This window comes from Streptomyces sp. R11 (genome assembly GCF_041051905.1).
Classification (GTDB): Bacteria; Actinomycetota; Actinomycetes; order Streptomycetales; family Streptomycetaceae; genus Streptomyces.
The window spans coordinates 8,873,015-8,898,187 of sequence record NZ_CP163432.1; the positions used below are offsets into that span (position 1 = coordinate 8,873,015).

At 69.4% G+C, this 25,173-nt stretch carries 25 protein-coding genes and 2 pseudogenes; 11 read left to right on the forward strand and 16 right to left on the reverse strand.

Translation table 11 applies throughout. The features are described from left to right. Positions 1-328 precede the first annotated feature (328 nt). Both AB5J55_RS40995 and AB5J55_RS41000 read right to left on the reverse strand, forming a co-directional pair. Positions 329-1,144 carry an SAM-dependent methyltransferase gene (locus AB5J55_RS40995; protein ID WP_369275507.1) on the reverse strand — a complete coding sequence of 272 codons (816 nt, stop codon included), beginning with the start codon at positions 1,142-1,144 and terminating at the stop codon, positions 329-331. 377 nt (positions 1,145-1,521) lie between these two features. Continuing rightward, the gene (locus tag AB5J55_RS41000; protein WP_369275508.1) at positions 1,522-2,151 is read right to left on the reverse strand and encodes a hypothetical protein; all 630 of its coding nucleotides are present in this window, start codon (positions 2,149-2,151) and stop codon (positions 1,522-1,524) included. A gap of 335 nt (positions 2,152-2,486) precedes the next feature. Between AB5J55_RS41000 and AB5J55_RS41005 the strand changes: the two genes are divergently transcribed. The 3 genes from AB5J55_RS41005 to AB5J55_RS41015 all read left to right on the forward strand — a co-directional run bounded on the left by AB5J55_RS41005 (position 2,487) and on the right by AB5J55_RS41015 (position 4,625). Continuing rightward, positions 2,487-2,777, forward strand: coding sequence for an Atu4866 domain-containing protein (locus AB5J55_RS41005; RefSeq protein WP_369275509.1), 291 nt, complete (start codon positions 2,487-2,489; stop codon positions 2,775-2,777). Positions 2,778-3,171: 394 nt separating this feature from the next. Beyond that, a complete protein-coding gene (locus AB5J55_RS41010) occupies positions 3,172-4,410 on the forward strand; it encodes a SpoIIE family protein phosphatase (RefSeq protein ID WP_369275510.1) in 1,239 nt (412 codons plus the stop codon). A gap of 71 nt (positions 4,411-4,481) precedes the next feature. Continuing rightward, entirely contained in the window at positions 4,482-4,625 is a 144-nt protein-coding gene (locus tag AB5J55_RS41015) for a hypothetical protein (RefSeq protein WP_369275511.1), read from the forward strand. 85 nt (positions 4,626-4,710) lie between these two features. On the opposite strand, the gene AB5J55_RS41020 is transcribed toward AB5J55_RS41015, so the two are convergent. From AB5J55_RS41020 to AB5J55_RS41030, 3 genes are all read right to left on the reverse strand, one after another. Beyond that, positions 4,711-5,337: a S1 RNA-binding domain-containing protein gene (locus AB5J55_RS41020; protein ID WP_369275512.1), complete on the reverse strand. Its 627-nt coding sequence runs from the start codon at positions 5,335-5,337 to the stop codon at positions 4,711-4,713. 399 nt (positions 5,338-5,736) lie between these two features. Then, on the reverse strand, positions 5,737-6,459 hold the full coding sequence (locus AB5J55_RS41025; protein WP_369275513.1) for a dienelactone hydrolase family protein: 723 nt from the start codon (positions 6,457-6,459) through the stop codon (positions 5,737-5,739). A 685-nt stretch (positions 6,460-7,144) separates the two neighbouring features. Then, positions 7,145-8,416 carry an APC family permease gene (locus tag AB5J55_RS41030; RefSeq protein WP_369275514.1) on the reverse strand — a complete coding sequence of 424 codons (1,272 nt, stop codon included), beginning with the start codon at positions 8,414-8,416 and terminating at the stop codon, positions 7,145-7,147. Positions 8,417-8,497: 81 nt separating this feature from the next. Here AB5J55_RS41030 and AB5J55_RS41035 point away from each other — a divergent pair, with 81 nt between their 5' ends. Together AB5J55_RS41035 and AB5J55_RS41040 are read left to right on the forward strand one after the other, a co-directional pair. Continuing rightward, positions 8,498-9,280: an ArsR family transcriptional regulator gene (locus AB5J55_RS41035; protein ID WP_369275515.1), complete on the forward strand. Its 783-nt coding sequence runs from the start codon at positions 8,498-8,500 to the stop codon at positions 9,278-9,280. Then, on the forward strand, positions 9,277-9,654 hold the full coding sequence (locus tag AB5J55_RS41040) for a VOC family protein (protein WP_369275516.1): 378 nt from the start codon (positions 9,277-9,279) through the stop codon (positions 9,652-9,654). The genes AB5J55_RS41035 and AB5J55_RS41040 overlap by 4 nt, the downstream gene beginning before the upstream one ends. Positions 9,655-9,803: 149 nt before the next feature. Here AB5J55_RS41040 and AB5J55_RS41045 read toward each other — a convergent pair whose 3' ends face one another. From AB5J55_RS41045 to AB5J55_RS41055, 3 genes are all read right to left on the reverse strand, one after another. Continuing rightward, positions 9,804-10,100, reverse strand: coding sequence for a hypothetical protein (locus tag AB5J55_RS41045; protein WP_369275517.1), 297 nt, complete (start codon positions 10,098-10,100; stop codon positions 9,804-9,806). Positions 10,101-10,124: 24 nt separating this feature from the next. Further along, positions 10,125-10,610, reverse strand: coding sequence for a hypothetical protein (locus tag AB5J55_RS41050; protein WP_369275518.1), 486 nt, complete (start codon positions 10,608-10,610; stop codon positions 10,125-10,127). 153 nt (positions 10,611-10,763) lie between these two features. Then, positions 10,764-10,958: a hypothetical protein gene (locus AB5J55_RS41055; protein ID WP_369276498.1), complete on the reverse strand. Its 195-nt coding sequence runs from the start codon at positions 10,956-10,958 to the stop codon at positions 10,764-10,766. On the opposite strand from AB5J55_RS41055, the pseudogene AB5J55_RS41060 reads away from it, so the two are divergent. Together AB5J55_RS41060 and AB5J55_RS41065 are read left to right on the forward strand one after the other, a co-directional pair. Then, positions 10,866-11,105 (forward strand): annotated as a pseudogene (locus AB5J55_RS41060) (sulfite exporter TauE/SafE family protein); the annotation flags it as partial. The gene AB5J55_RS41055 and the pseudogene AB5J55_RS41060 sit on opposite strands and share 93 nt — an antisense overlap. Positions 11,106-11,517: 412 nt before the next feature. Continuing rightward, a complete protein-coding gene (locus AB5J55_RS41065; RefSeq protein ID WP_369275519.1) occupies positions 11,518-12,543 on the forward strand; it encodes an alcohol dehydrogenase catalytic domain-containing protein in 1,026 nt (341 codons plus the stop codon). Between the two features lie 221 nt (positions 12,544-12,764). Here the strand turns inward: AB5J55_RS41065 and AB5J55_RS41070 are convergent, their stop codons facing one another. The 7 genes from AB5J55_RS41070 to AB5J55_RS41100 form a co-directional block, all read right to left on the reverse strand. Continuing rightward, positions 12,765-13,382, reverse strand: a complete 618-nt coding sequence (locus tag AB5J55_RS41070) for a VOC family protein (protein ID WP_369275520.1) — start codon at positions 13,380-13,382, stop codon at positions 12,765-12,767. Positions 13,383-13,740: 358 nt separating this feature from the next. Next, positions 13,741-14,307: a hypothetical protein gene (locus tag AB5J55_RS41075; RefSeq protein ID WP_369275521.1), complete on the reverse strand. Its 567-nt coding sequence runs from the start codon at positions 14,305-14,307 to the stop codon at positions 13,741-13,743. A gap of 14 nt (positions 14,308-14,321) precedes the next feature. Next, a complete protein-coding gene (locus AB5J55_RS41080) occupies positions 14,322-14,699 on the reverse strand; it encodes a PadR family transcriptional regulator (RefSeq protein WP_369275522.1) in 378 nt (125 codons plus the stop codon). A gap of 136 nt (positions 14,700-14,835) precedes the next feature. After that, complete coding sequence (locus AB5J55_RS41085) at positions 14,836-16,872, reverse strand: hypothetical protein (protein WP_369275523.1); 2,037 nt, start codon at positions 16,870-16,872, stop codon at positions 14,836-14,838. Positions 16,873-17,244: 372 nt separating this feature from the next. Next, positions 17,245-18,069: a hypothetical protein gene (locus tag AB5J55_RS41090; RefSeq protein WP_369275524.1), complete on the reverse strand. Its 825-nt coding sequence runs from the start codon at positions 18,067-18,069 to the stop codon at positions 17,245-17,247. After that, complete coding sequence (locus AB5J55_RS41095; RefSeq protein WP_369275525.1) at positions 18,066-18,440, reverse strand: TraR/DksA family transcriptional regulator; 375 nt, start codon at positions 18,438-18,440, stop codon at positions 18,066-18,068. Before AB5J55_RS41095 ends, AB5J55_RS41090 begins: the two co-directional genes overlap by 4 nt. A gap of 47 nt (positions 18,441-18,487) precedes the next feature. Continuing rightward, positions 18,488-18,814, reverse strand: a complete 327-nt coding sequence (locus tag AB5J55_RS41100; protein ID WP_369275526.1) for a TraR/DksA C4-type zinc finger protein — start codon at positions 18,812-18,814, stop codon at positions 18,488-18,490. Positions 18,815-19,156: 342 nt separating this feature from the next. On the opposite strand from AB5J55_RS41100, the gene AB5J55_RS41105 reads away from it, so the two are divergent. The 4 genes and pseudogenes from AB5J55_RS41105 to AB5J55_RS41120 all read left to right on the forward strand — a co-directional run. Continuing rightward, a complete protein-coding gene (locus AB5J55_RS41105) occupies positions 19,157-20,110 on the forward strand; it encodes a HAMP domain-containing sensor histidine kinase (RefSeq protein WP_369275527.1) in 954 nt (317 codons plus the stop codon). Further along, a complete protein-coding gene (locus AB5J55_RS41110; RefSeq protein WP_369275528.1) occupies positions 20,107-20,772 on the forward strand; it encodes a response regulator in 666 nt (221 codons plus the stop codon). The genes AB5J55_RS41105 and AB5J55_RS41110 overlap by 4 nt, the downstream gene beginning before the upstream one ends. Before the next feature lie 586 nt (positions 20,773-21,358). Next, a complete protein-coding gene (gene secD, locus AB5J55_RS41115; protein ID WP_369275529.1) occupies positions 21,359-23,587 on the forward strand; it encodes a protein translocase subunit SecD in 2,229 nt (742 codons plus the stop codon). A gap of 478 nt (positions 23,588-24,065) precedes the next feature. After that, positions 24,066-24,221, forward strand: a pseudogene (locus tag AB5J55_RS41120) (hydrolase); the annotation flags it as partial. 51 nt (positions 24,222-24,272) lie between these two features. Here the strand turns inward: AB5J55_RS41120 and AB5J55_RS41125 are convergent. Beyond that, positions 24,273-24,944 (reverse strand): alpha/beta hydrolase, encoded by a 672-nt coding sequence (locus tag AB5J55_RS41125; RefSeq protein WP_369275530.1) that lies wholly within the window; start codon positions 24,942-24,944, stop codon positions 24,273-24,275. Between the last annotated feature and the right edge of the window lie 229 nt (positions 24,945-25,173).

A 25,173-nucleotide genomic window follows, 5' to 3' on the forward strand; every position in this document is an offset into this window, starting at 1 on the left:
ACAGGTGCCGGCGCCAGTACCCCGCTATCCCATCGTCCTCCTCCGCGGCCGACGCGTGCACGCCAGCGCCGGCGAGGAGCGGGAGCCGGCTGGACGTCATCCTGCCGGGTTAGTCGGCGGGGATTGCCGGGGCGGCGGGGCCTGCAGTGCGCTGGGGGCAGGCAGGCAGGCAGGATGGACGGCTGGACGGTCTACGTGGGCACAGACATGCCAACGTAGACCTTCTCGGAGCTGCAGGTCAGATCGAGGTCGGGAGTGAAAGGGCCCGCTCGTCATCTCCAACGCGCCTCGGGTTCCGCTCAGCGTCCTTCCTGCCCTGCGTTCACTCCTACGCCTTCCGGGCGAGTCCGCCGTGTTCTGCGACGACCTCCGCGGCGGGCAAGCCGGGCTCCGGTCGCCACTGCGTCACCGAGACCACGCCAGGTGCGATGAGGTCCAAGCCGTCGAAGAACGTGGCGATCTCGTCGACCGTGCGCAGGTTGTAAGGGACGGCGCCGCTGTTGTTGTAGGCGTCCTGAGCCTGCTCGAAGACCGGGTCGATGCCGCGCGATCCGTCGTTGATGGAGAGGTAGCTGCCCGAGGGCAGGGCGCTCATCAGCCGGGTGACGATGGAGCGAGCCTGATCGTGGTCGGCGACGTGGCCCAGGATGTTGCTGAGGATGAGCGCGGTGGGGCGATCGAAGTCCAGTGTCTCGGCGGCGGCTGCCAGGATGCGGTCCGGGTCCGTCACGTTGGCGTCGATGTAGGCGGTCGCGCCCTCCTGGGTGGAGTAGAGCAGGGCGCGAGCGTGGGCGAGCACCATCGGATCATTGTCGACGTAGACGATCCGGGTCTCGGGAGCCAGCTGCTGGGCGACCTCGTGGGTGTTCTGGGCGGTTGGAAGACCGGTGCCTATGTCCAGGAACTGCCGGATCCCCGCCTCGGCGACCAGATACGTGATGTTACGGCGCAGGAAGGCGCGGCTGGAGCGGGCGATGGTGACGATGCCGGGGAAGACCGCGGTGTACGCGTCGCCTGCCTCCTCGTCGACGCGGTAGTTGTCCTTGCCGCCCAGCCAGTAGTTCCAGATGCGGGCGGAGTGCGGAACCGAAGTGTCGATCTTCTGATGGTTCGCAGGTTCCGGCGTCGTCACAGGGTCGGTCATGAGTCGTGTCCGTTCTTGAACCGCAGCATGGATGCTTCACGGCACAACCTACGTCCGAACGCCCTGTGAATCTGCGGCAGTTCACACTTTCCCGGCTGGTTCGCCAGCCGCCACGATGCCGCCGAAGAGCTCGGTCGGGATCAGTCCGCCGTCCGGCCCAACGGCGTCCGTGTGCGTTCGTCTGCTGATCGGCAGGAGGTCCAGTCGGCCTCGACCGGTAGAACGGCGGCCACGTTCCCAGTGCTCACCCCCGGTCGCAGCCGTCTGCACCAGCCTCGTGCCGCGCACGATGACGCCCCCATCGGCCACGGTCGAAGTTTGGGGGCGCGGGACGTGTGGACGACAAGGACTGCGCTGTCGGCGAGGCGGTGGTGTGTTTACTGTCCTTGATGCGGGGGTTGGTGGGTATAGGGGTTGGGGTGCTGCGGCGGCTGTCCCTGGTAGGGGTTGGTGTTGGGGTAAAACTGCTGGGCAGGGGGGTACATCGGGTACTGGGCGTCACCTCCACTGCCGGCACCGGGGCCGCCATTGCGGCGACTGCGCAGGAGCGCGAAGACGATCGCGCCGACGACCACGACCGCTGCGACGCCCCCAACGAGAACGAGAAGGTTGCGAGATGACGTCTGGACCGGGGCGTCCGCTATGGACGCCCCGGGTGGTGCAGGAACAGCCAGCGTCAGCTTGCCGAGAGGGTTCTTCTGGGGGCCGGCGGGGATGTCCATCGTGAGCGCCGAGTACGGGCGGACGATCCCGTAGCCGTACTCCTCGCCGGGAGCCTTCAATCCCTTGTGGTGCGCGAAGGTGGCGGCCGACTTGATGAGGCGGTTGATGACCTGGCCTGCGGTGAGGTCGGGGCACTTGGAGCGCACGAGAGCGGCGGGGGCGATGGTCAGGCCGGTGCAGTCGACGACGATGGCGTCGTCGTCGCCCGCCGCCGTGATGAGGCCCGGGCCGACCCCCACGAGCAGGGAGCCGACGGACAGGAGGTCGGCGCCGCTCATGGTCATTGCATGCTCCTCAGCGGGGTCGCCTCATCGGTTTCCCCACTGCGCGAAATGAGCGCCGGTGCGGGTCCGAGGCGAGAGTCCGGCAGCCGCAGTGGCCGCCTGACCACCAGGTTCGTCGCGCGGTGGCGCCGGAACCAGGCCGCCCTGTCCCTATGTGTCGGACGCCCACGATCCGCCCCGCCGCCTACGACAACGGGGGATGAGCCCCGGCGCACGCCGCCGCACCGCACCGTGGGCCCCATCGTTCGGGATGCTGGGTGCGCGACTCCCAGGAAGTTGTCACCTGGGGAGACTGCGGTCTGGTTGCCGCCGGCCGCCGCGGTGATCGTAGAGCCATGACCGGCAACGTCACGCCCCGCGACCCGCACTCCTACGTCGGAATGTGGGTGACCGCGGACGGAATCATCCGCCAGGAACTCCTGCCCAACGGTCGCTACGACGAAGCTCGCGGCAACCGGCGCAGCGCCTACACCGGCAGCTACACCGTCACCGGCAACCACATCGACTACGTCGACGACACCGGCTTCACCGCCACCGGCGACGTCCGTGACGGCGTTCTCTTCCACGAGCACCTGGTGCTCTACCGCGAGGGCGACGAGCACACCTGGCGGGAACCTCGACCGTAGCCAAGATCCAGGTGCAGGAAGCCGTACTGGCCTCGACCTCGTCGCGCGAGCAGCCGAGGTCGCCGTCGGCGGCCTGTTGGTTCGGCGACTCTGTGCGCATCGCGGCCGACAGTTCGGTGCGGGCGGCACTGAGCACCCCTGGATGGCTCGGTGAGCCGCGCTGGGTCGATCAGCGCGAGATCGTCGGCCCCGTCGGCGGATCGTGGCCCGGCTGTTCCGATTCCATGCGCGAGCGGGCCGGGACGGCCTCGAACAGCGCCCTGGCAGGTGAGAAGGGCATCGGGCGCAGTCGCGGCAGGTGCGCCGATGGTCTGGAGCCGGTGGGCCAGGCCGCCGATTCGCTCGTAGATTGGAGGTGCAGGCGGTCGCGCTCGCAGCCCTGGGAGAGCGCCTGATGACAGCGGACATTGAATTTACGGCGTTCTTCGACGCCACACCAAGCCCGTACCTGGTGCTGGGCACGGACCTCGTGATCCACTACGTCAATCAGGCATACCTGCAGGCCACCGGGCGGTCCCGGAGCGAGCTGGTCGGGAAGTACTTCTTCGACGCCCTGCCGGAGAACCCTCACGCCCCCGAAGAGGCGCAGCGGAACCTGAAGGCGTCGCTGCGCCGGGTCCTGGAGACCGGGGAACCGGAGACCTTGGTGCTCCAGCGGTACGACATCCCGGCCCTCCAGCATCCGGGCGAATTCGAAGAGCGCTGGTGGTCGGAGATTCACACACCGATTACCGGGCCTGACGGCAGGGTGAAGTGGATCGTTCAACGGGCCGAAGACGTGACCGTGTTCATCCGGTCACGCCGGGCACGCGCGCTCACCGCGGGCTTCACCGCACGGGAGAAGGGCATGGCGGCCGAACTGTTCGCGCGGGCCCGCGAACTGCACCACCTGAATGAGGAACTGCGCCAGGCCCACGCCCGCGAACGGCAGGTCGCGGTCACCTTGCAGGAAGCCATGCTCTCCGCCCCCGACCTGGACCGCCACACCGAGAACATCGCGGTCCGCTACCTGCCGGCGACCACCTCACTGAACGTGTGCGGCGACTGGTACGACGTCGTCGACCTGCCACCCGACCGCTACGCAGCAGCGGTCGGAGACGTTGTCGGCCACGGCCTGCACGCCGCCGCCGTCATGGGGATGCTCCGCAGCGCCCTGAGCGCGGTCATCCGCACCACTCCCAGCCCCGCTCAGGCCCTGGAAGTCCTTGGTCTGTACGCCCGCTCCCTGGACGGCGCGACGGCGGCAACCGCGGTCAAGGTACTGATCGACACCCGCAGCAAGCTGATCATCTACAGCAACGCCGGACACCCGCCGCCCGTCCTGCTCCACTCCGACGACACCTGCGAACTCCTGGACCAAGCCACCGATCCGCCGCTCGGCGCCCGTGAGCACCATGTCCCCCGCCCCCAGGCCGGCCTCGCCTACACCGTGGGGGACACCCTCGTGCTGTACACGGACGGCCTCATCGAGCGCCGCGACGAGGACATCGACGCCAGCCTGACCCGCCTGACGACGGCTCTGGCCCAGGTCAGCTCTCTCACCCCTGACCAGCTCGCCGACGAACTGCTGACCCGCCTCGGCGTTGCGAGGGGCGCTCCCGACGACATCGCCCTCATCGTCATTCGCCTGTGAGCTGAGGCGGAAACCGTCAGCGATTCGACGAAGGGGCGGCTCACGGTGACGCGGTTCAGACAGTGGTCGGCGTGACGGTGGCCACTCTGTGCTGGGCGGTCGCGGCTGGAGCAGGCCCGGGTCATCGCGGCCGCCAACGCTTCGGCGGGCGTACGGTCTTCCACGCCCTGCGGTTCTTCGCGCCCGGCTTTGTGCCCATGCCCGCCCTGGAATAGCCGTACGCCCAGGCTATTGGCATGGCCCTGCCCGAGGGCACGGAGCACTCGTGTAGGGCCCCCTTGGGGCGGTGACGTGCAGGTGTCACCGAGAGTCAGGTGACACCTGCCGTCGGGAGAGGGCCAGCCTGCGCCGCACTCGGTCGACCTCCGTGACGACGACCGTCACCTCGTCGCCGGCCTCAACGACGTCCTGTGGAGTCGCCACGGGCGTCGAGGCGAGCTCTTGAAGGTGAACCAGTCCCTCGATGCCGTCGGCGACCTGGACGAAGACGCCGAACGGGACCAGTTTGGTGACCTGCCCCTGCAGTGTTTGGCCAACCGCGAATGCCTGGAAGGGGTCCGGCCGTGTCGCTTTCAGAGACAGCCTTGCCTCGCCGTTCCATGTGTCGAACTGGAGGAACTCGCACGAGACGCGCTGCCCGACCTGAACGACGTCCGAAACCGCTTCGATGTGCCGCCAGGACAATTCGGGAATCGCGATGAACCCGACGCCTGGAAAGACCGGATGGTCGGGGCCGTCGTCCAGAGCCACGAACACGCCGAACCGTTCGATGGCCGTAATCGTGCCGGAAAGGATCTCGCCGCGGTGGCGTGATTTCAGGAACGCCCACAGTTCCGGGTTTTCGGTGGCGGTCATTGACAGCCGGGCGTGGCCCTCATCCAAATCAACGGCAATGACCTCAGCGATGATCCGCTGGCCGACCTTCACGGCCGCAGAGTGATTCCGCCTCCAGGAGACATCTAAAGGCCAGATGATCCCGAGGGGGCGTGCGGAGAATCCGTCCAGGGTGACCGTCACCCCCTGAGACCGTGAGACCTCTGCGACCGTGCCGCTGCAGAGGTCGCCAATCCCGATTCCTGCCAGGAACTCCCGAGAATCCAGATCGCCCGACGCTGCCCCCATGCCATCCAGCCTCTCATGGAGAGCAGCGCACGACGTGGATGGGGCTGGGGGGAGTTGACGATGATGAACTGCCGCAGCGGCCCGAAGTAGACCTCGATCGGGTTGGCCCAGGACGGTAGGTCGGGGAGGGTCGGGACCTGTCATCGATGAGCGGCATCCTGGCCGGCGCCGCCTGCGGTCTGCTGCCGGCCTGACTGCCCGGCCTCACTTCAGGTGCCGGCCGAAGAACCGGTTCCCGTCGTCCACCTCGAACCACGGGGTGCCGGTGTGCCCGCCCAGATTGGCGTGCAGCGTCTTCTCCTTTGTGCCGAAGGCGTCGAACAGGTCCAGCGCGCGCTGCCGGGGGTTCCCTTCGTCGTCCCACTGCAGGAGAAGCAGCAGCGGAATGGTGACCCGCCGGGCCTCCTCGCGTTGAGCGCGGGGCACGTAACCCCCGGCGAAGAAACCCGCGGCCGCGATGCGCGGCTCGACCACCGCCAGCCGGATGCCGACGGCGGTCCACCCCGAGTACCCGACCCGACCGCCGATCTCGGGCAGCGAAAGGAGGGCGTCCAGGGTGGTCTGCCAATCCGGGACCGCATTGGCGACCAGCGGGCCGACGAGGGACTCGAAGATCTCGTCGACCGGCTCGCCGGTTTGCATCGCCCGGCGGAGGTCGGCGCGGGCCTGCTCGTCGGCGGCGGAACGGGGGCGGTCACCGCACCCGGCGGCGTCGATGGTGGCCACCGCGTAGCCGTACGCCGCCGAGTGCCGGGCCCGGGCCACCAGCCGCGATTGCCGCCTGGACAGGCCGTTGTTGTGGGCCATCAGGATCAGCGGGACCGGTGCGGCGGATTCAGGGGTCCACAGAGTGCCGGGGATCTCGCCGAGGGTGAATTCGCGCTCGACGACGCCGTCGTCGAGGCGCTGTTCGGAAGTGAATTGCACAGTCGTGCCTTTCGGGAGTGCGCGGAACGGCGCTCCCGGACGACTGCCTATCGTCCGACCGTGACCCCGGAGGGGAGCACCCATGTCGATACTGTGTTCACGGGTACCACCTCCTCGTTCTCTCGCACGGCCTCCGGAAAAGTAGCAGCGGTCGCCGTGGTCCGCCAACGGGTTTTCGCGGAGGCTCCGTTGCCGGATATCACCGGGCCACTCGCCCAAAGGTCAAGGTCGGTGTAGTCCAGGGCTGAGAAGGGTCGAGGTGTGCGCCTGCACCACGTCCAAAGCTCCCACTGAACACCGCGGTCCGGCGCAGTTCGGGGCAGCGGCTGGTGCCCGCAGGGCCCGAACGCCCTTGGCGCGGGCGGCACTTCAGCGCCGGTGGGTGAACCGGCGGCGACCCGGAGTGCAGTCGCGCCCGGCCGAACCTGGTCGTGGAGTTCGTCGCCGACGCCGCCATCGACGCCGGTCGCTACTCCTCACGGTCCGCTTCGTACGTCTGCGCGACGACCTCACCCCGCAGAAGATGCCGCCCTTCGCGGCCTGACCGCCGTACTTCGGGAAGATCACGGTACGGGCGAACCGAGCATCGACTCCCCGGAGGTAGTCGCGGTCTTCTTCGGTACGGGGCCGTGGTCCGCCCGGACATGTGAGTTCGGGGTGACAACGCGCTCGCGCAGGTGAGCGTTCAGGACGCCCGGCGGCCGCTGATGACCCGGCGTATTCCGTAGGCGGCGAGGCCGGCGGCGAGGACCGCGACGCCCCATGCGACGGAGGCGGCGGGCAGGGTGAAGGCCAGCACGAGGCAGCCGGCCAGGCCTACTGCGGGGACGATGCGGGGCGGGCGGTTCTCGTCCGGTGTGAGTGTCCAGGCGGAGGCGTTGGCGATGGCGTAGTAGACGAGGACGCCGAAGGAGGAGAAGCCGATCGCTCCGCGTACGTCGGTGGTGGCGGCGAGCACCACGACGACGGCGCCCACCAGCAGTTCGGCGCGGTGCGGCACCTGGAAGCGCGGATGGACGGCGGCCAGGACGTGGGGCAGGTGCCGGTCGCGGGCCATCGCCAGGGTGGTGCGGGAGACGCCGAGGATCAGGGCGAGCAGGGAGCCGAGCGCGGCGACGGCCGCCCCGGCCCGCACGACGGGCGCCAGCCAGTCCGCCCCGGCGGCCCGCACCGCATCCGACAGCGGCGCGGCCGCCTCGCCCAGCCCCTGGGGGCCGAGCACCATCAGGACGGCGAGGGCCACGGCCGCGTACACGACCAGGGCGAGGCCGAGCGCGAGTGGGATGGCGCGGGGGATGGTGCGCGCGGGATCGCGGACTTCCTCGCCGAGGGTGGCGATGCGGGCGTACCCGGCGAAGGCGAAGAACAGCAGTCCCGCCGCCTGCAGTACGCCCGTGACGGTGGCATCGGAGCCGACACCCAGCAGGTCCGAGTCCGCTGTTGCCGAGGTCAGGCTGGCGACCACGACCGCCGCCAGCACCGCCAGTACGACGGCGACGACCGCCCGCGTCAGCCACGCGGACTTCTGGATCCCGGCATAGTTCACGGCGGTCAGCGCCACCACCGCGGCGACCGCCACCGCGTGGGCGTGATCGGGCCACACGTATGCGCCGACGGTCAGCGCCATCGCCGCACAGGAGGCGGTCTTGCCGATCACGAAGGCCCAGCCGGCCAGGTAGCCCCAGAAGTCGCCGAGGCGTTCGCGGCCGTAGACATAGGTGCCGCCCGAGGCCGGATAGCGGGCGGCCAGCCGGGCGGAGGAGGTGGCGTTGCAGTACGCCACCACCGCGGCCACCGCCAGAGCGACCAGCAGTCCGGAGCCGGCCGCGCCGGCGGCCGGGGCGAGCGCCGCGAAGATGCCCGCGCCGATCATCGAGCCCAGTCCGATGAGGACGGCGTCGCCGAGGCCGAGCCGCCGCTCGAGCTGAGGTGATGAGGTTTCGGGGGGCTGGCTCATGACTTGCTCCGTCTTCCGGCAGTGCGCGGTCGGGCTCCCGACAGTAAGGTACATCAATTCAGATTGATGTATTCTGTCTTCATGAGGCCTTCGGAGCCCGCCGCCCCGGCGTTCGTGCAGCTGGCCGCCCACCCGCTGAGGTGGAAGCTGCTGACCGAACTGGCCGCGAGTGACTACCGGGTTCGTGAACTGGTGGAGCGGGTCGGCCAGCCGCAGAACCTGGTCTCCTACCATTTGCGGCTGCTGCGCGGCGGCGGGCTGGTCACCACCCGCCGCAGCAGCTTCGACGCCCGCGACAGCTACTACCACCTGGACCTCGAGCGCTGCGCACACGCGCTTGCCGGCGCCGGCACCGCCCTGCACCCGGCGCTGGGCTTCGCTCCCACCCCACCGCCGCCGCCCTCGCCACCGCCGGCGGAACGACCCGCGGTCCTGTTCGCCTGTACCGGCAACAGCGCCCGCTCACCGATCGCCGAGGCACTGCTGCGCCACCGCACCGACGGTCAGGTGGAGGTGACCAGCGCCGGCAGCCACCCCAAACCCCGCATCCATACCGACGCCGTACAGGTGCTGCGTGACCAGCACGGCATCGACATCTCGGGGCAGCGTCCACGGCACCTGGACACACTGCTCGGCCGTCGGTTCGACTACGTGATCAGCCTGTGCGACAAGGTCCGAGAGGTCTGCCCCGACTTCGGCGACCACTCACGGCTGGTCCACTGGAGCATCCCCGACCCCGCCGCAGTCGGTGGCCCCGGCCCGGTCGGCCACCCCGCGTTCGTCCGCACGGCAGCAGAGATCGACACCCGCATCCGCTACCTGCTGCCGCTGCTCATCCCCGCACCACAGGAGGTTCAGCCGTGACCACCCCCGACCAGTTCGCCAGCGTCCGCTACCTCGTCGACGACGTCCAGGCGGCCATCGACTTCTACACCAACCACCTGGGCTTCACCCTCCGCAGCCACCCCGCCCCCGCTTTCGCCGACGTGACGCGCGGTCCGCTACGGCTGCTGCTGTCCGGCCCGGCCACTTCGGGCGCACGCGCCACCCCCGGCGACCTCGGGGCTGGGGGCAATCGCATCCACCTGATCGTCGACGACCTCGACAGCGAGGTCGACCGGCTGCGCAGCGCCGGACTCACCTTCCGCAGTGAGGTGGTTTCGGGACCTGGCGGGCGCCAGATCCTGCTCACCGACCCCGCCGGCAATCTGATCGAACTGTTTGAACCCGCCCGCTAAGGGTCTGTGTCTGATCCCCTGTTACTCGTCCCGCCGAACGCCGCGACGTCGCCACGGGTACGTGATGCAAGCCGCCTGACCTCGGGGCCGGCGTCCAAGGGCCCGAGTTCTGTGCACCTTGGTGCGGGTTCACAGAGCCCACTGACAGCTCACTGGATCAAGTCGGTGTGTGAATGGAACTTCGGGCAGACGTACAGCTGCAGATGGTTGCCCCTGGAGACCTGGACCCCCGGCGGGTTTGCCACGCCGGCGCTCTCGAGCGCGGCCGGGGCCTGATCCTCGTACGGGGCCCAACCGACGTTGCTCCGGTCCCATTCATTGATGCGATGGTCAGCAGCGGGCTCATCGCGGTGCCAGGCGATGCAGAACCGCGCGATGGGATCGGTGAGGCCCCACGCGGGCCAGCCGCCGACCTTCCATCCGGGGGCGACGGGCAGCTCGTTCATGTAGAACTCCTCCGGGGCGATCTCTTAGGAATCGTCCACCGCGGCGGCGACCGCCTGCCACGTGCTCCAGTCCGCCAAGTGCTGGTGCAGGTCCTTGGGCAGCTCCAGAAAGTTGGGGTACTCGGTGATCTGCTCCGGTGCGAGCACGCACGGCTCCGGCACGTAGCCGTCGTACTCCACCTCGGACGGTGTGGGCGGCGTGGCGAGGACGTTGGTGACGTCGGCGGCGGTTCGCCAGAAGAGCGCGGTCGGGGGCTTGTACTCCGGCGGGTGCTCGACGGGACACCACAACACCCGGAGCAGATCGTTCTTCCCGGGCGATTGCCGCAGGGGTATGTCGCGCGCGTACAGCTGGGCGACGGGCAGAAGCGGGGAGACCGGCCCCTTGTGCCACTTGTCGCAGTACGGCCACGGCTGTCTGGCGGGCCACAGCAGCGGCCCGCCGACCGAGCTGTCGTAGGGCGTCGGTGAACCTGGGCGGGGATGCAACCGGAGCGCCGGGCGCACCAACGGGGCCAGTTGAGGAAAGGCAGCCTCTGAGAAGGCCGCACCCGCCCGGTCCACCAATCGGGCACGGATCGGGTTGCAGGCTCTAAGCGAAGGGCGTTCGAACTCGCCACTGTCTGGATGACCACCCGGAGGCCGACTGGCATCGAGGTGTGGTCAAAGGGCCAGCTGATTGCTGCCGCAGCCGCCGAGGTGTGCCTGCGCGCCCTCGTCCCTGCCCCACCACCGGCCGCCCTCCGCCGGAGAGTTGCGCCTCACACGCCCACCGGTCTCGCGCCGGTGGCCGGCGTGCTCGGGGGCATCCATGGCATCGGCGGCGGTTCGCTGCTCGGCCCGATTCACGTCGGCCACGGTGCGCCCGTCGCACGCGTCGTTCCGGCTGCGCTCGCCGCTACCTTCGCGACCTCGCTTGTCGGCGCCGCCGCGTACGCGCTGCTGTCACTCGTGAAATCCGGAGAGTTCGCCCCTGACTGGTGGCTCGGCGTCGCCTGCGGCATGGCAAGTCGCCGAGGTCGGTCGCGAATTCGACGCACGCCCAGGCCAGCTGATCCGGGTTCTTGGCGGCGACGTAGCTCCCCAACTGTGAGCTTCCGCGACCTCTGAACGCGCTGAAGGCTGGGGCAAGTAGTAGAACGCGTGAGCGATCTCCGGCTCACGCGCCAGGTGGCACGCAGTGCACGGTTTCGCCGCTCGCACGCGAGAGCCGCTCTCGCGGGGCCCCTGCGGACCTTCCCGCGTGCTGCGCCTTCGCCCCGGCGGACAGCTTCGGCATCCACGGGCGGCAACGCCTGCCACGTACCACAGGCGGTTTCATCCGGGTCACCGCATGCACACAGGACTCGACGCGCGTGATCGCGCCAGACCTGTTGCCCTGGTATGAGGCCCTTGCATTCACCCACCGGAGGGACCAATGAACAGCTACCGAGTCGCGCAGGTAACCGCCCCAGGCGGCACCCTCGAGATCGCCGAGCGAGAGGTGCCGCAGCCCGGCCCCGGACACGTCAGGATCGCCGTGGAGGCGTGCGGTATCTGCCACAGCGACGCCAATTTCGTCGAGGGCCGGCTACCTGGAGTCACGTTCCCGGACGTGCCCGGGCACGAGATCGCCGGGCACATCGAGGAACTGGGCGAAGGGGTGCGCGAGCGGGGGTGGCAGGTGGGCGACCGAGTGGCGGTCGGCTGGTTCGGCGGCAGTTGCGGCCACTGCAAACGCTGCCGCCAAGGCGACTTCATCGTCTGCGACAACCTGAAAGTCCCTGGCTGGGCCTACGACGGAGGCTTCGGCGAGAAGATGATCGCGCCCGTCGACGCCCTCGCCGGAATCCCTGACGATCTCGCGGCAGCCGACACGGGGCCCATGGCCTGCGCCGGTGTGACCACTTTCAACGGATTGCGACGCAGCCCCGCTCGGCCCGGCGACCTCGTGGCCGTCCTTGGCCTGGGGGGCCTGGGGCACCTCGGAGTCCAGTACGCGGTCGCCATGGGCTTCGAGACCGTGGGGATCGCCCGCGGCGCCGAGAAGGCCGAGTCCGCCAAGCGGCTGGGCGCCCACCACTACGTCGACAGCACCTCGGACATCCCGGTCGCGGAGGCGCTGCAGGCCCTCGGCGGTGCGAGGACCGTTCTGGCCACTGCCGGAAACTCCCAGGCCATCAGTGCGACCGTGGAAGGCCTGACACCGCGAGGGGAGCTGGTGATCATCGGGGCGGATCCCTCACCCATGAGCATCACCCCCGCCCAGCTGCTTTTCAGCGGCCGTGTCGTCCGCGGCCATCCATCCGGCACTTCGCAGGACGTGGAAGACACCATGGCGTTCAGCGTCCTGCATGGCATCCGGCCGATCACCGAGACCGCACCGCTGGACCACGCCGATGAGGCCTACCAGAAGATGCTCTCCGGAGCCGCCCGCTTCCGGATGGTGCTCACACCCGGCTGACTCCGGCCGGCTTGGGCGACGTGGGGGCGACGGCATGATCAAGCACGCGCACAGGGCCGTGCGCCCCCGACTCCGGCCAGGCCCCGCCGTACCCCTCCAGACGGCCTCGCCGGGGTTTGGCTGGTCATACCGGACACGTATCCCGCGTATCCGCGTCGAGGAACGACCTCGGGAGAGACACAGGGGTCCCGTGCCCGCGGGCGTGGAGGCCGACGATGCGCTTACGACGGCAGTTCGGTTCCTGCCTGCTCGCTCACCATGTACTGGGCGTACCAGTCCGGCCAGTTCGGGTCCTCCGCGCCGGTGCGCGCCTCGTGCTCGCCGTGCGCGGCCGCGGCGCGGCGCAGTGCGTTGGCCAGGTCTTCGGCCGAGGCGAACGTCGTGGTCGCGGGATCGAGGCGTCCGGGGAGGCGGGCCGTGATCTCCTGCAGGAGCCAGCCGTTGCCGTCCGGGTCGCTGAAGGACAGGAACGAGCTGTAGCTGGTGCGCTGCGGATCGGGGCCTGGCACCCGGGCGTCGGTCCCGGCGTGGTGGAAGATGCCGCCGGCGTCGTGGAATACCTCGCTCGGCTCGGCGCCGAGCCGCTTCAGCTCATCGTGTGCGGCGTTGATGTCGTCCACGATCAGGTGCAGCCCCTGAGCCGAGCCCGGCGTCTGGGACGTGACCGAGGTGCCGAAGATGACCGACGCCGGCGAACCCGGCGGCGTCACCTGCACCACCCGGAAGTTCTCGTCCGCGGCGACGTCCGCGTCCAGCCTCCAGCCCAATCGCGTGTAGAAGCCCTTGGCCCGGTCGACGTCGGACACCGGCACCACGACGACTTCGAGTTTCATGTCCATGACTGGCACCTCCTGCGCTCGTACAAGGAGCCGACGCGACGAGACTCGCACGGCCTCGCCTGAGAACCACCGACCACCGGGCGAGTGAACGCCGTCGCCATTAAAAGGGTGGTTCGTGAGTTGATTGTCGGCAACGCGGGGCTCGGGCAACTACGCGATCTCGGCGAGCAACGGCCGCGTGCTGACGCGCGGGCACGATGGGGGAGTCCATGATGTCCCAGTTGATCGACCACACCGTCTGTTGCTGACCGGCAGGAACGGCCACAGCCCTTCCCGCGTCGCATCCGTCCAGTCACCTCGCCCCATGTCAGGGACAACGAGACAGCAGTCGGACAGACGCATGATCGGACGGTCGCTTCTAGTCGACGCCGGGTGCGGTGCCCTTCTTGCCCCGCGCATCGGCGACGGCGTACGGCAGGCCGGGAAGGAGCAGTGCCAAGGCTACCCACAGTGGCAGAGTGAACAGCGCCCTGTCGCCGACCAGCCACTGGGAGAGCAGCACTGCGCCCAAGCCTGCGACAAGGGCGACCGCAAGATTCCTACCGAGCCCCAGACGGCCGCGCCGCAGTTCCCAGGCGACCGTGACCGCTGCGACGACGGCCCAGAAGGCGACCTCGTCAACGCTCACGACCCGTTCGGTGGTCCACCGGACCAGACACGTGGCCAGCAGCAACCAGCCGATCACGAAGCAGACCATCGCCGCCGTGCGCAGCAGCCGGCGGGGGAACGGAGCGCGGGCCCGCGCCCAGGACGCGGCGAACTCCTTGACGTCGTCGCCCACGACGTCCTGAGGCGTCCGCCCTGCGGCCGCCGCGTCCTCCAGATGAGCGGAGAGCTCGTCGAGCATCTCCCGGACGGATCCGTCGTCGATGCCCCGGTACTCCCAGTTGCTGCGGCAGACCGCGAGTACCTGTTGGTTCGTCATGGTTCGCTGATCCGTCATGGTGCGCTTCCCCCCGTGGGTTCGTTGTCGGTCAGGATCCGCCCCACACGCCTGCTGAAGGCGTGCCACACGGCCCGGCCGCTCCTTAGTTCAGTACGTCCCGCTTCGGTCAGGCGGTAGTACTTGCGTGGGGCGCCACCGCTGGCCGACGGGGCGCTGTACGAGGAGATGAGCCCCTCCCGCTCCATCCGGGCGAGCAACGGATAGATACTGCCTTCGCTCACGAGATCGAGCCCGCTGTCGGCGAGTGCCGTCACGAACTCGAAGCCGTAGCGCGGCCGTTCGGCGATCAGCGACAGCAGGCACAGGTCGAGCACTCCGCGCAGCATCTGACTGCGACGCTGGTCACCGCTAGCGGGCCGCCCCTTTGTCATGCGGTACAAGATAGTCAGCCATTGCCATGCGTCGCAAGATACTTGCAGTGCATGGCAATGACGCCGACGGCGCAGGTACGAACGGGGACGGCGGCCTCGATGCCGATCCGGAGCTCGCACGGTACGTCGTGTCGGATTACTTCCGGGCCAGCGTGCGAGTGAGTCCGGCTGCGACGGTCGTGGCGAGGATCCAGCCGGCGGCAATGAGCGCTGCGGCCAGCCACTGCTGCCAGCCCTGCGGGTTGAAGGCCTGCTGCTGGCCGAAGCCCACTACGGGCAAGAGCAGGTCGAGCGTGTACAAGAGCGGGTTGAACGGCGGTGCTTCGGCCGGCTTCACCGCGGGCGGATGGTGGACGGCAAAGGTGCACGTCCCAGCGATCAGCAAGAGCAACAGCCACACCGCGGCCCGCAAGGGCCGGTAACCGTAGCCGACAGTCCAGTCCTGCAGCAGGCCCCACCCGCGCTGGGCCGTCGGCTGCATCGCCTGCCGCCTGCGGCATTTGGCGAGGAGCACCTCACGCGCTGCATCATCGAGTCCCTGCCGGGTGTAGGCGGCGGCCAGTTGTTCGTAGGGCTGGGGCAAGTAGCCGGCCTGTTCCCTGGCCAGCCACGCCAGCCGCTCGCCCACCGGGTCCGTGATCTTGAGATGGTCGTAGGTGAGGCCGTCCAGGAGCAGGACATCGGGCCAACGATCCGGGAGGTCGGCCAGGACGCCGATGCGAGCGTGCCGGAGATCGACGAGGCTGCGGAGCTGCGTGCTGTTGTTGGTCCTGAGTGAGCCTGCCGAGATCCTGTTCAGCGTGAGCGGTCCGTCGACGGTCGTTCCTTCGAGGCACAGGTCGCTGTGGATGCGGCTGTTGGTCAGGGATATGTGGCCCTCGGAGAGGAACCCGTCGCAGCAGTCGAGAGTGCCGCCGACGGAGAGCCCCCAGGCCGTGAGGGTATTGCCCGATGGGTTTGTCAGGCGAGCGTTCGGGAGTTCCACGCTGGCGCCCACGTGTGCATCGGTGAGCACAATCTGCCCGGTGGATGCCAGCCCCTCCCCGCCGATGCGTCCGAGCACGTGCAGGCGGCGCGCCGAGAGCGTCTCACCGTGTGGGTGGTGCAACCGTGCTCCAGCGAGAATGACGGATCCGTCCACGTGCGTCTCCTCCAGCATCAGCTGCCCGGTCGCAGTGAAACCGGATCCTGCGGCAAGGTCGCCGTTGATACGGGCGAGAGACGCATCCAGGGCAGGCTTGCCGACACTGTTGAGGGTTGCGCCCTGCAACAAGAGCGGGCCCTGCACGGTGGCGCCGGCCAGGACAACCGGGCCTTCAGCCGTAAAACCCGTGTCCAGGGCGAGAGGGCCATCCACGTGCAGGCGTTCGGCGTTGAACGCGGGCCCGTTCGTGTTGCGAAGCCGCGCGCCCGCCAGCGTGCAGCAGCGGGATATCTTCGCGTCCTGCAGCCGGAGTTCGCCCTCGGAGACCAGGGGGCGTCCCGGCGCCTGAAGAGGGACTCCGCCGAAGAGTCCTCCATCCACGACGAGTCCGTCGCCGTTGAGGGTCGCCCCCTCGGGGTGGGTGATGCCGGCGCCTTCCACGACCAGGGTTCCGCCGACTCGGGCACTCCACAGCAGCACCTCGCCGTCCATGACCGCATCGCGGCAGAGCAAGTCGCGCTCTACCACGAGACTGTCGCCGTGCAGTGCCGGAGCGCCGCTGACGCTCAGACGGGTCAAGTCCACCGTCCCGGTCACATGCGCACGAGTGAGCCGCACGGGCCGACTGCTGCGGCAACGCGTGAGCCGTAGAAGTCCGTCAACGCGCGCGTCCTGCATGAGCAGCCCTGGAAACGCTGAACCGCTGAGATCGACGAGTCCGGTGGACGCGGCTTCCAGCAGCGGCTGTTGGTCGAAAGTGCAGGCCTGAGCGATCAGGGCGTACTGGAGGTCGCAGCCCGACAAGTCGAGGACTCCCGTGACGGTCGCGCCTCGCAGCCGTAGCGCCGGCACGCGCCCCGGCAGTGGTTCAAAGTCCCCCAGCAGTAGACGGGCAAGGACCTCCGCTCGGACGACTGCGCTCGAGGCAGGCGGGCGACCTGCGATGTGATGACGCAGATCGACCTGTCGTCCGGATGGGAACGCATCCCACACCGCTTGCTCTGCGTCGGACAGTTCAGGCCCGGACATGGTGCTCCCCCCCCCGCTGCGGTGTCTCCACAGACCGCCTCCCGAGATGCTCGGCTCGAATCTGCGGTTCCAATCCCGGCGGGCACGACTGTCCTGTCCGGTGAATCGCGGGCGCCATCGGGAGCTGGAAGCCGCCTCAGCCGGTGAACTGAGAGGAGTCCGGCCCACGTCGAGCGTCGTGCTGGCGGCGGCTGCGGGTCTGCAACGAGGCCGGCGGGTGGCAGCGGTCGTGGTTCCTCGCCCGCGTTTTCAGCGGCGCACCCTACGAGAACAGCACGCTCGTCCAGGACCGTTCCGCGGCGCATCCGCTTCGCGCGCGTAGGGGACCCCAATGAGGGGGACCCCAATGCGGGCGACAGCCGTAGGTCGAACTTAGTGCGTCTGCCCTGGGAGTTCGGCGGTTGCGGTGGTCGAAGGGTGGGTGTGCGCGGCTTCGAGGAGTCTTGCTGCGCCGCGGACGGCGGCGGTGTGCGGTGCGGCAACGGGCTTGATGGGGGCGTGCAGCCGCGCGGTGAGGGGGTAGGTGATGTCGGGGCGCAGCGCGCCTCCGCCGGCCAGGAGTACCCCCCGCTGCAGGGCGTCGAGCGTCTGCGCGGTGTGGTCTTCCTCCAGCATCGTCGTCACCATCGCGGTGACCGCGTCGGTGATCTGCGTGGGCGGGGTGAGACCGTCCAGGTCGCTGGTGCCCAGGACGGCGTGGCGGGCATCGGTCACGGCGCCGTCGGCGAGCAGGACGACCTCGGTGATGCCGGCGCCGATGTCCACCACGAGCAGCGGCCGGGTCAGATCGGCACCGGCGGCCGTGGCCACGGCTCGCGCGGAGGGCACGGTCAGCACGGTGTGCGGCCGTAGGGGCTCCAGTGCGGTGCGGGCCTCCTTCCGGAAGGTGACTCCACCCAGGACGGGCGTGGTCAGGACGATCAGGCGACTGCCGAAGCGCGGCAGGAGGTGGCCGAGCAGGCGGTCGAGCATCCGGGCGGTGGCGGGGGCGTCGACGATGGTGCCGCGCAGGATGGGGTGGCTCGTGCCGTCGCCGGGCAGGGTCACCGTGGGCACGTCGAGGATTGTTCGGCGTGCGGACACCCAGGCGCGCGTTCGGGCGCTGCCGAGGTCGAGGGCGATGCCGGAACACTGGCGGTACAAGGGCCAGGTACGGTTCGGGGCAGTCGCGGCACGGGGTCGGGCTGATGTCGTCATCGTCCGGCCTCTCTGACCTGCTGGCAGCGGGCGCAGTAGCGGGCCTGCGGCACGATCATCAAACGCTCGCGGGCAATGGGCCTGCGGCACAGGTGGCAGGTGCCGTAGCGGCCCTGATCCATGCGCGTCAGGGCCGCTTCCACATCGGCGAGCACCATGCGGGCGGAGGCGGCGAGCTTGACGTGCACTTCGAGCTGAGAAGCGGCCCGCCGGTCGAGCAGCGCCTCGGTGCGACTCGTGGCGGGGACTGTGAGCTGCTGGAGCTGTTCCTGGCGGAACAGACGCTGCTCGTGCAGGTTCTCGCGCAGCGAGGCAAGGTCCTCGACCGACAGGGTCGTGCCGCGGCCGCTGATGATCTGCTGGTTCACCACTTCACCCCTCGGGCAGGGCGGGAGACGGAGACTGGGGGGCGCTTGTGTCAGGCGGCATTGCGCTGGCAGGAGACGCAGAACCGTGTGTAGGGCAGGATCTCCAGGCGCTCGACCGGGACGGGTGTGGAGCAGCCCAGGCAGATTCCGTAGCTGCCGTCGTCGACACGGGCAAAGGCAGCCTCGATCTCCTTGAGGACCCGTTCAATGGTCTCCTTCTGCACCGACATCAGCTGTTCCGTCGCGTCAGGACCGGACTCGTCCAAGGCCTGCAGCTGCGTCAGCCGGGAGCCGCGTTCGTGTTCCAGGCGTTGGCGGGCCTCGTGCGCCGTCAGACGCTCGGGACGGGTTTCGGTGCGGGGCGTATCGAGCGACATGGTGGTCCTTACCTCGAAAAGGCGGATGGCGCGGATGGCGTACGGAAGCGGTGAGGGGCCGGGGCGCCGGGGGGATCACGGTTGGTGGTCATGCCCCCACCGTGGCCGATACGCCGCGTGAAACCCATCGGGCGTGATACCCATCTGCGGCCGTTACCGGGGCCCATCGCGCCGTATGCACGCAGGGTGCGGAAATGGGCATTGGAGCCCATCGACGGATCACGCTGGGCGGGGCAGGCTGGCAGCAGGCCGGTCAGAGCAGTGGCCGCGGCTCAAGCTCGGAGAACGCGGTGACCGACAAGACAGACAGAGCCGTGTCACGAAAAGGAAGGCGTCATCCCGGTGTCCCTGTTCTGGCGGATCTTCGCCCTCAACGCCGTGGTGCTGGGAGGCGCGACGGCGCTGCTGCTGTGGGCTCCGGTGACCGTTTCCGTACCGGTCCTGTTGACCGAGGCGATCATCCTCGTGGCCGGCCTGGCTGTCATGCTGATCGCCAACGCCGCCCTGCTGCGCATCGGGCTCGCCCCCCTGGACCGGCTCACCCGGTTGATGACCACCGTCGACCTTCTGCGCCCCGGGCAGCGGCTGCCGGAGCACGGCCGCGGTGAGACCGCCGAGCTGATCCGCACCTTCAACGCCATGCTGGAGCGGCTTGAGCATGAGCGGGCCGCGAGCAGCGCCCGCGCACTGCTCGCGCAGGAGGCCGAGCGGCGCCGCATCGCCCAGGAACTCCACGACGAGGTCGGCCAGAGCATGACCGCGGTCCTGCTGACGCTGAAACGGGCAGCGGACGACGCGGACGAGCCCTTGCGCGGTGAGCTCCAGCAGGCGCAGGAGATCACCCGGGGGAGCCTGGACGAGGTCCGCCGCCTGGTGCGCCGCCTACGGCCGGGCGTACTGGAGGATCTCGGCCTGGTCAGCGCCCTGACCTCGCTGACCACCGAGTTCGCCACCCACACCGGGCTGCGCGTGGTGCGCCACTTCGATGTCGGCCTGCCCGAACTGGATCAGGAAACCGAACTGGTGCTGTACCGCGTCGCTCAGGAGGCCCTGACGAACGTGGCCCGCCACGCCGAGGCCGACCGGGTGGAGGTGCGTCTGAGACACACAAGCGACACGGTGGTGTTGGCCGTTGCGGACGACGGCCGGGGGACAGGAGTCGCACGGGAAGGGGCGGGGCTCCGCGGGATGCGCGAACGGGCCCTGCTCATCGGGGCCACGCTGGATGTCACGTCCCAACCACTGGCCGGCACGCAGGTCCGGCTGACCGTGCCCGTTCCCAGGAAGCAGCCATGACCACAACCGACACGCCAGCGATCCGGATTCTCCTCGCCGACGACCACGCGCTGGTGCGGCGCGGCGTGCGGCTCATCCTGGACCAGGAGCCGGACCTCCAGGTCGTCGCCGAGGCCGGCGATGGCGCCGAGGCGATCGCATCGGCCCGCACCCACGAGGTCGACCTGGCCGTGCTGGACATCGCCATGCCCCGGATGACCGGCCTGCAGGCCGCCCGCGAACTGATCGCGCTGAAGCCGGACCTGCGCGTGCTGATGCTGACCATGCACGACAACGAGCAGTACTTCTTCCAGGCCCTCAAGGCCGGCGCCAGCGGGTACGTGCTGAAGTCCGTGGCCGACCGCGATCTGGTCGCCGCCTGCCGGGCGGCCATGCGTGACGAGCCTTTCCTCTACCCGGGTGCGGTGACCGCCCTCATCCGCAACTACCTGGACCGCGTCCGCCACGGCGAGGAACCTCCCGACCAGATCCTGACGCCGCGGGAAGAGGAGGTGCTCAAGCTCGTTGCCGAGGGCCACTCCTCCAAGGAGATCGCCGAGATGCTCTTCATCAGCATCAAGACCGTCCACCGGCACCGGGCGAACCTGCTGCACAAACTCGGCCTGCGAGACCGTCTGGAACTCACACGCTATGCCATCCGCGCCGGCCTGATCGAACCCTGACCCGTTTCGCCCTGTACCGCCTCAAGGTTCCGGCTGTCACTCCCCAGCCGGGACCTCGAGGTCCCCGACGGCCCGCTTTCACCGAGGCACCACCAGACCAAGAAGGGGACGGCGCATGGCACGCTCCTTGCAAATCGTCCCCCGCGCGGGCGGCCTCGGCCCAGCCGCAGTGATCGCTGTCCTGCTGGCCATCCTCACCGCTGTGGTCAGCCCGCCGGCTCAGGGCAGCACTGACTTCAGCGGCAGTGGGGCTCTGACTCCCGGAGCTGCACAGGCCGCCGGCGAACCGTACGCAGACGATGGGTACTTCGCTGTCCGCAACGCGCTGGTCCGAGGCCACCGCGACATCCCCGACGATCGTCCTTCACCGCCGGTCACCGCCACCCTCGCTTCGTGCATCAGGGCCTACAGCCCGCCGCAGTCCGCACCCACGCCCCTGCCGACGGCGAACCGGCCTGCATCTCCGCATCTGACGGGCCGTCACCAAGGGCGGGCGCCACCACCAGCCTCAGGCACCTGAACCTCTCCCGACTTCCTCGTCACCGCTGCCACTGCCCTGGCCGTGGTGTGCCTGCCGGAGGCCCACTTGACCCGCGCCCTACGCATCCGAGGGCTGCTCGCCCTCGCTGCCCTTGCCCTGTCGCTGTACGCCGCCCTCACCGTCCCTGTCCACCTCGGACTCGATCTGCGCGGCGGTACACAGATCGTGCTGGAAACCCGCCCCACCGCCACCGCTGACGCCGACAGCGACGCCACCGACCGAACCCTGGAGGTGCTGCGCGGCCGCATCGACGCGCTCGGCGTAGCCGAACCCACCCTCGCCCGATCCGGCGACAACCGGATCGTCGTCGAACTGCCCGGCGTACAGGACCCGGCCAAGGCCGCGGACGTGCTCGGCCGCACCGCCCAGCTCACCTTCCACCACGTCGTCGGCACGGCCACCAGTGCTGACGACACCGCCAAACCGCTGCCCAAACGGCCCCGCCAGGAAGTTCTGGCCGACGAGTCCGGTCGGCTCCTGCGTCTTGAAGCAAGCTCGCTGACCGGCAAGGGCGTCAAGGAGGCAGCCGCCCGGTTCGACCAGCGGAGCGCTGCCGGATGGCAGGTCGCCGTCGACTTCGAGGGTTCCGGCCGCGACGGCTGGGCCCGCCTGACCGGCCAGGCCGCCTGCCACCCTGCGGGGGATCCGTCCCGCCGGGTCGCCATAGTCCTGGACAACAAGATCATCTCCTCGCCGCAGGTCGACCCCTCGGTCGGATGCGGCTCCGGCATCAGCGGCGGCACCACGCAGATCACCGGATCCTTCACCGCCGGCGAGGCCAAGGAGCTGGCCCTGCTCATCAACGGCGGCGCTCTGCCCGTACCCGTCGAAACGGTCGAACAGCGCACCGTCGGCCCCACTTTGGGCGCGCAGGCCATTACCGCCAGCGTCTGGGCCGCCGCCGCGGGCACCACGCTGACCGCGCTGTTCATCATCGTGATCTACCGGCTCATGGGTGCTCTGGCCACCATGGCGCTGGCCTGTTACGGCCTTGTCTCCTACGCCGCCCTGGCTGCCCTGGGCGCCACCCTCACCCTGCCGGGTCTTGCCGGGTTCGTGCTGGCCATCGGAATGGCCGTCGACGCCAACGTCCTTGTCTTCGAACGCGCCCGGGAAGAGTACGCCTCCCGTAACCGGCCGAGCCCGCGCTCGTCCCTGACCGCGGGATTCCGCGGCGCCTTCAGCGCGATCGCGGACTCCAACGTCACCACCCTCATCGCCGCCGGCCTGCTGTTCTTCCTTGCTTCCGGGCCCGTGCGCGGCTTCGGTGTCACCCTGGGCATCGGCGTCCTCGCCTCCATGTTCAGCGCCCTGGTCATCACCCGTGCCCTCGCCGAGTACGCCGCCTCCCGGCGTTGGCTGCGCCGCCGCCCACGCCTCACCGGCATCGCCCACACCGGTGCGGTCCGCGACCGCCTCACCCGCACCAACCCCCACCTGATGCGCAGCCCCCGGCGCTGGCTGGCCGCCTCCGCCACCGTCCTGGTCCTGGCCGCCTCCGGAATCGCCGTACGGGGCCTTGACTTCGGCATTGAATTCACCGGAGGCCGCCTCATCGAATACACCACCGCCACCCCCGTCGACCCCGACCGCGCCCGCACCGTCCTTGCCGACGCAGGCTTCCCCCGCGCCGTCGTCCAGACATCCGGCGACACCCGGCTCACCGTCCGCACCGACCAGTTGACGAACGCGCAAGCGGCCACCGTCACCCAAACCATAGGCACCCTGGCCGGCGACGCCGACAAGCTCCGCGACGAAGCCATCGGCCCCAGTCTCGGCAAGGAACTACGCCAGGGCGCTCTGATCGCTCTCGCAGTCGCCCTGGGCGCTCAACTGCTGTACCTCGCGGCACGCTTCCGCTGGCTGTTCGGCACCTCTGCGGTAGCTGCCCTCGCCCACGACGTGGTGATCCTCACCGGCATCTTCGCCTGGCTCGGAAAACCCATCGACGGCGTCTTCCTCGCCGCGCTGCTCACCGTCATCGGTTACTCGGTCAACGACTCCGTCGTCGTATTCGACCGCATCAGGGACCTGAGCCGACGCGACCCCAAGGCACCCTTCGCAGCCGTCGCCAACCGAGCTCTCCTGCAGACCCTGCCCCGCACCATCAACACCGGCATGGGCGCCGCCTTCATCCTCACGGCCCTGGCCGTCCTCGGCGGCGACTCCCTCACCGACTTCGCCCTCGCCCTGCTCATCGGCCTCGCCGTAGGCACCTACTCCTCCATGTTCACCGCCACACCCCTCGCCATCGAACTCCACAAACGCACGTAGGCCAGGCTCGCTGCCCCCGTGCTGCCGGAAGTGACCACTGCCCGGCAGGCCACCGAGGTCGCAACCCATGACCTGCGCACGATGGCGTCCGTACGGACCCAGAAATGGATACTGCGCCCGATGGCGGAGCCACGCGGCCGCGTGTGACGGTGGCACGGACCCCAACCTGCCACCGGTTCACGCAAGGAGGGAGTCATGCCCCACCCGGTACAGATCCCCTGCACTACGAAACCCGAACGCAGCCAAGCGGCCCTCATGCCGCCCGCCCTCCGAGAGCGGGGCGTCAGCCGCGCGAAGACCGGCGACGACGAGGCCGGGCCCGGGCCCTGCTGACCCTCTCCGTGGCGATGCTGATCACGGGCATGATGCTGCCGCAGGGTCTGCTCCTCGCGGCTGGTCTGGTCACGGCTGGGACGGCGACATATCTACTCGTGCCCCCTCGTGGCCCGGATCGCCCCGGCCTGTTCTTACCCGCGTCTACGGAGCGATCCGCACCGGTGAGACGCTGCAGTACCGCAGTCCACGCCTGCCGTACGGCGCGCACACATTGCAGGTCCGCGTCACTGGGGAGCGTAATTCCTCCTCCGAGGCGGCGTTCGTGAGCGTGGACCGCGCCGAGGTCTGTACCGACTGACAGTCCACATACCGGGGAGGCGAACGGGCCGTCAGCAGGCGGGCTGGACGCTCATCGGATCGCGTTTCCGTCGGCCAGTAGGCCGACCACCGTCGACGCGGCGGTGCGGTGCCAGTGTCCGCTCCGACGGAGCATGGCATGGCCCCCTCCGGCCATGATCTTCAGCTCGGCCCGTGCGCCGGCCGCACGCGCGCGGCTCACGAACGACGCCGACGCGTGTGGATCGGTGACTCGGTCGCGGTCACCGTGGAGCACGATCACGTCCTTGCCTCGCAGGTGGGCCACCGGCTCCCCTTCCGGACACCAGGGCGCAAGCGCGAGGACCGCCCGTACCCGCGGGGCGACGGCCGCGCGCAACGCCGCACGGCCTCCCATGGAGTGGCCGACCAGGACGACCGGTACGTCTTCGGCCAGAGCGGCCAGTTCCCTGAGCGCCTGCCGGGTGTCGCGGACAGGATCAGCGTCGTGACCGTTCCAGCCGCACACCCTGTAGCGCACCTCTGCCAGCAGGACATCGTGATCCGGCACAGCCGCGGCGACAGCCCGCACGAAGGGTCTCATCCGGAGCGGTGAGGGATACCACCCGCGTGACGTGGCCCGACTGTGCGCCTTGCCGCCGTGGAGGAACAACACGGCTGCCCGAACCGAGCGAGGGCTGCGCCGTGCCAGCAGTGCGGCCGCGCTCTTGCGCGCAGCCGCGGGCGCGCGTTCGTTGCCGCCCATCCATCCTCCTCAAGCGCCGCGCTCGATCCCAGGGGGATCCGGATCGATTGCTGATCAACAAGCGTCGCCGACCGTCCTGCAGCGTAGACGGTTCACGTCACCTCCACGCCCAGCACCCGCGCGAGGGTGGGTGGCGGGCGAGGCAGGAAGCCGCCACCAGAGCTGTGACCATTCGTTCTCCCCGCCCCGCCCCGGGACTTACGCTTGATGCTCCGTGTGGCCAGGGGAG

What these genes read in the sequence shown, in the direction of transcription:
- AB5J55_RS41035 (WP_369275515.1), top strand. Translation starts at nt 8,498, where the DNA reads ATGAGGCCTTCGGAGCCCGCCGCCCCGGCGTTCGTGCAGCTGGCCGCC.
- AB5J55_RS41005 (WP_369275509.1), top strand. Translation starts at nt 2,487, where the DNA reads ATGACCGGCAACGTCACGCCCCGCGACCCGCACTCCTACGTCGGAATG.
- AB5J55_RS41100 (WP_369275526.1), bottom strand. Translation starts at nt 18,814, where the DNA reads ATGTCGCTCGATACGCCCCGCACCGAAACCCGTCCCGAGCGTCTGACG.
- AB5J55_RS41110 (WP_369275528.1), top strand. Translation starts at nt 20,107, where the DNA reads ATGACCACAACCGACACGCCAGCGATCCGGATTCTCCTCGCCGACGAC.
- AB5J55_RS41090 (WP_369275524.1), bottom strand. Translation starts at nt 18,069, where the DNA reads ATGACGACATCAGCCCGACCCCGTGCCGCGACTGCCCCGAACCGTACC.
- AB5J55_RS41125 (WP_369275530.1), bottom strand. Translation starts at nt 24,944, where the DNA reads ATGGGCGGCAACGAACGCGCGCCCGCGGCTGCGCGCAAGAGCGCGGCC.
- AB5J55_RS41080 (WP_369275522.1), bottom strand. Translation starts at nt 14,699, where the DNA reads ATGACAAAGGGGCGGCCCGCTAGCGGTGACCAGCGTCGCAGTCAGATG.
- AB5J55_RS41030 (WP_369275514.1), bottom strand. Translation starts at nt 8,416, where the DNA reads ATGAGCCAGCCCCCCGAAACCTCATCACCTCAGCTCGAGCGGCGGCTC.
- AB5J55_RS41000 (WP_369275508.1), bottom strand. Translation starts at nt 2,151, where the DNA reads ATGACCATGAGCGGCGCCGACCTCCTGTCCGTCGGCTCCCTGCTCGTG.
- AB5J55_RS41010 (WP_369275510.1), top strand. Translation starts at nt 3,172, where the DNA reads ATGACAGCGGACATTGAATTTACGGCGTTCTTCGACGCCACACCAAGC.
- AB5J55_RS41070 (WP_369275520.1), bottom strand. Translation starts at nt 13,382, where the DNA reads ATGGACATGAAACTCGAAGTCGTCGTGGTGCCGGTGTCCGACGTCGAC.
- AB5J55_RS41085 (WP_369275523.1), bottom strand. Translation starts at nt 16,872, where the DNA reads ATGTCCGGGCCTGAACTGTCCGACGCAGAGCAAGCGGTGTGGGATGCG.
- AB5J55_RS41075 (WP_369275521.1), bottom strand. Translation starts at nt 14,307, where the DNA reads ATGACGAACCAACAGGTACTCGCGGTCTGCCGCAGCAACTGGGAGTAC.
- AB5J55_RS40995 (WP_369275507.1), bottom strand. Translation starts at nt 1,144, where the DNA reads ATGACCGACCCTGTGACGACGCCGGAACCTGCGAACCATCAGAAGATC.
- AB5J55_RS41065 (WP_369275519.1), top strand. Translation starts at nt 11,518, where the DNA reads ATGAACAGCTACCGAGTCGCGCAGGTAACCGCCCCAGGCGGCACCCTC.
- AB5J55_RS41045 (WP_369275517.1), bottom strand. Translation starts at nt 10,100, where the DNA reads ATGAACGAGCTGCCCGTCGCCCCCGGATGGAAGGTCGGCGGCTGGCCC.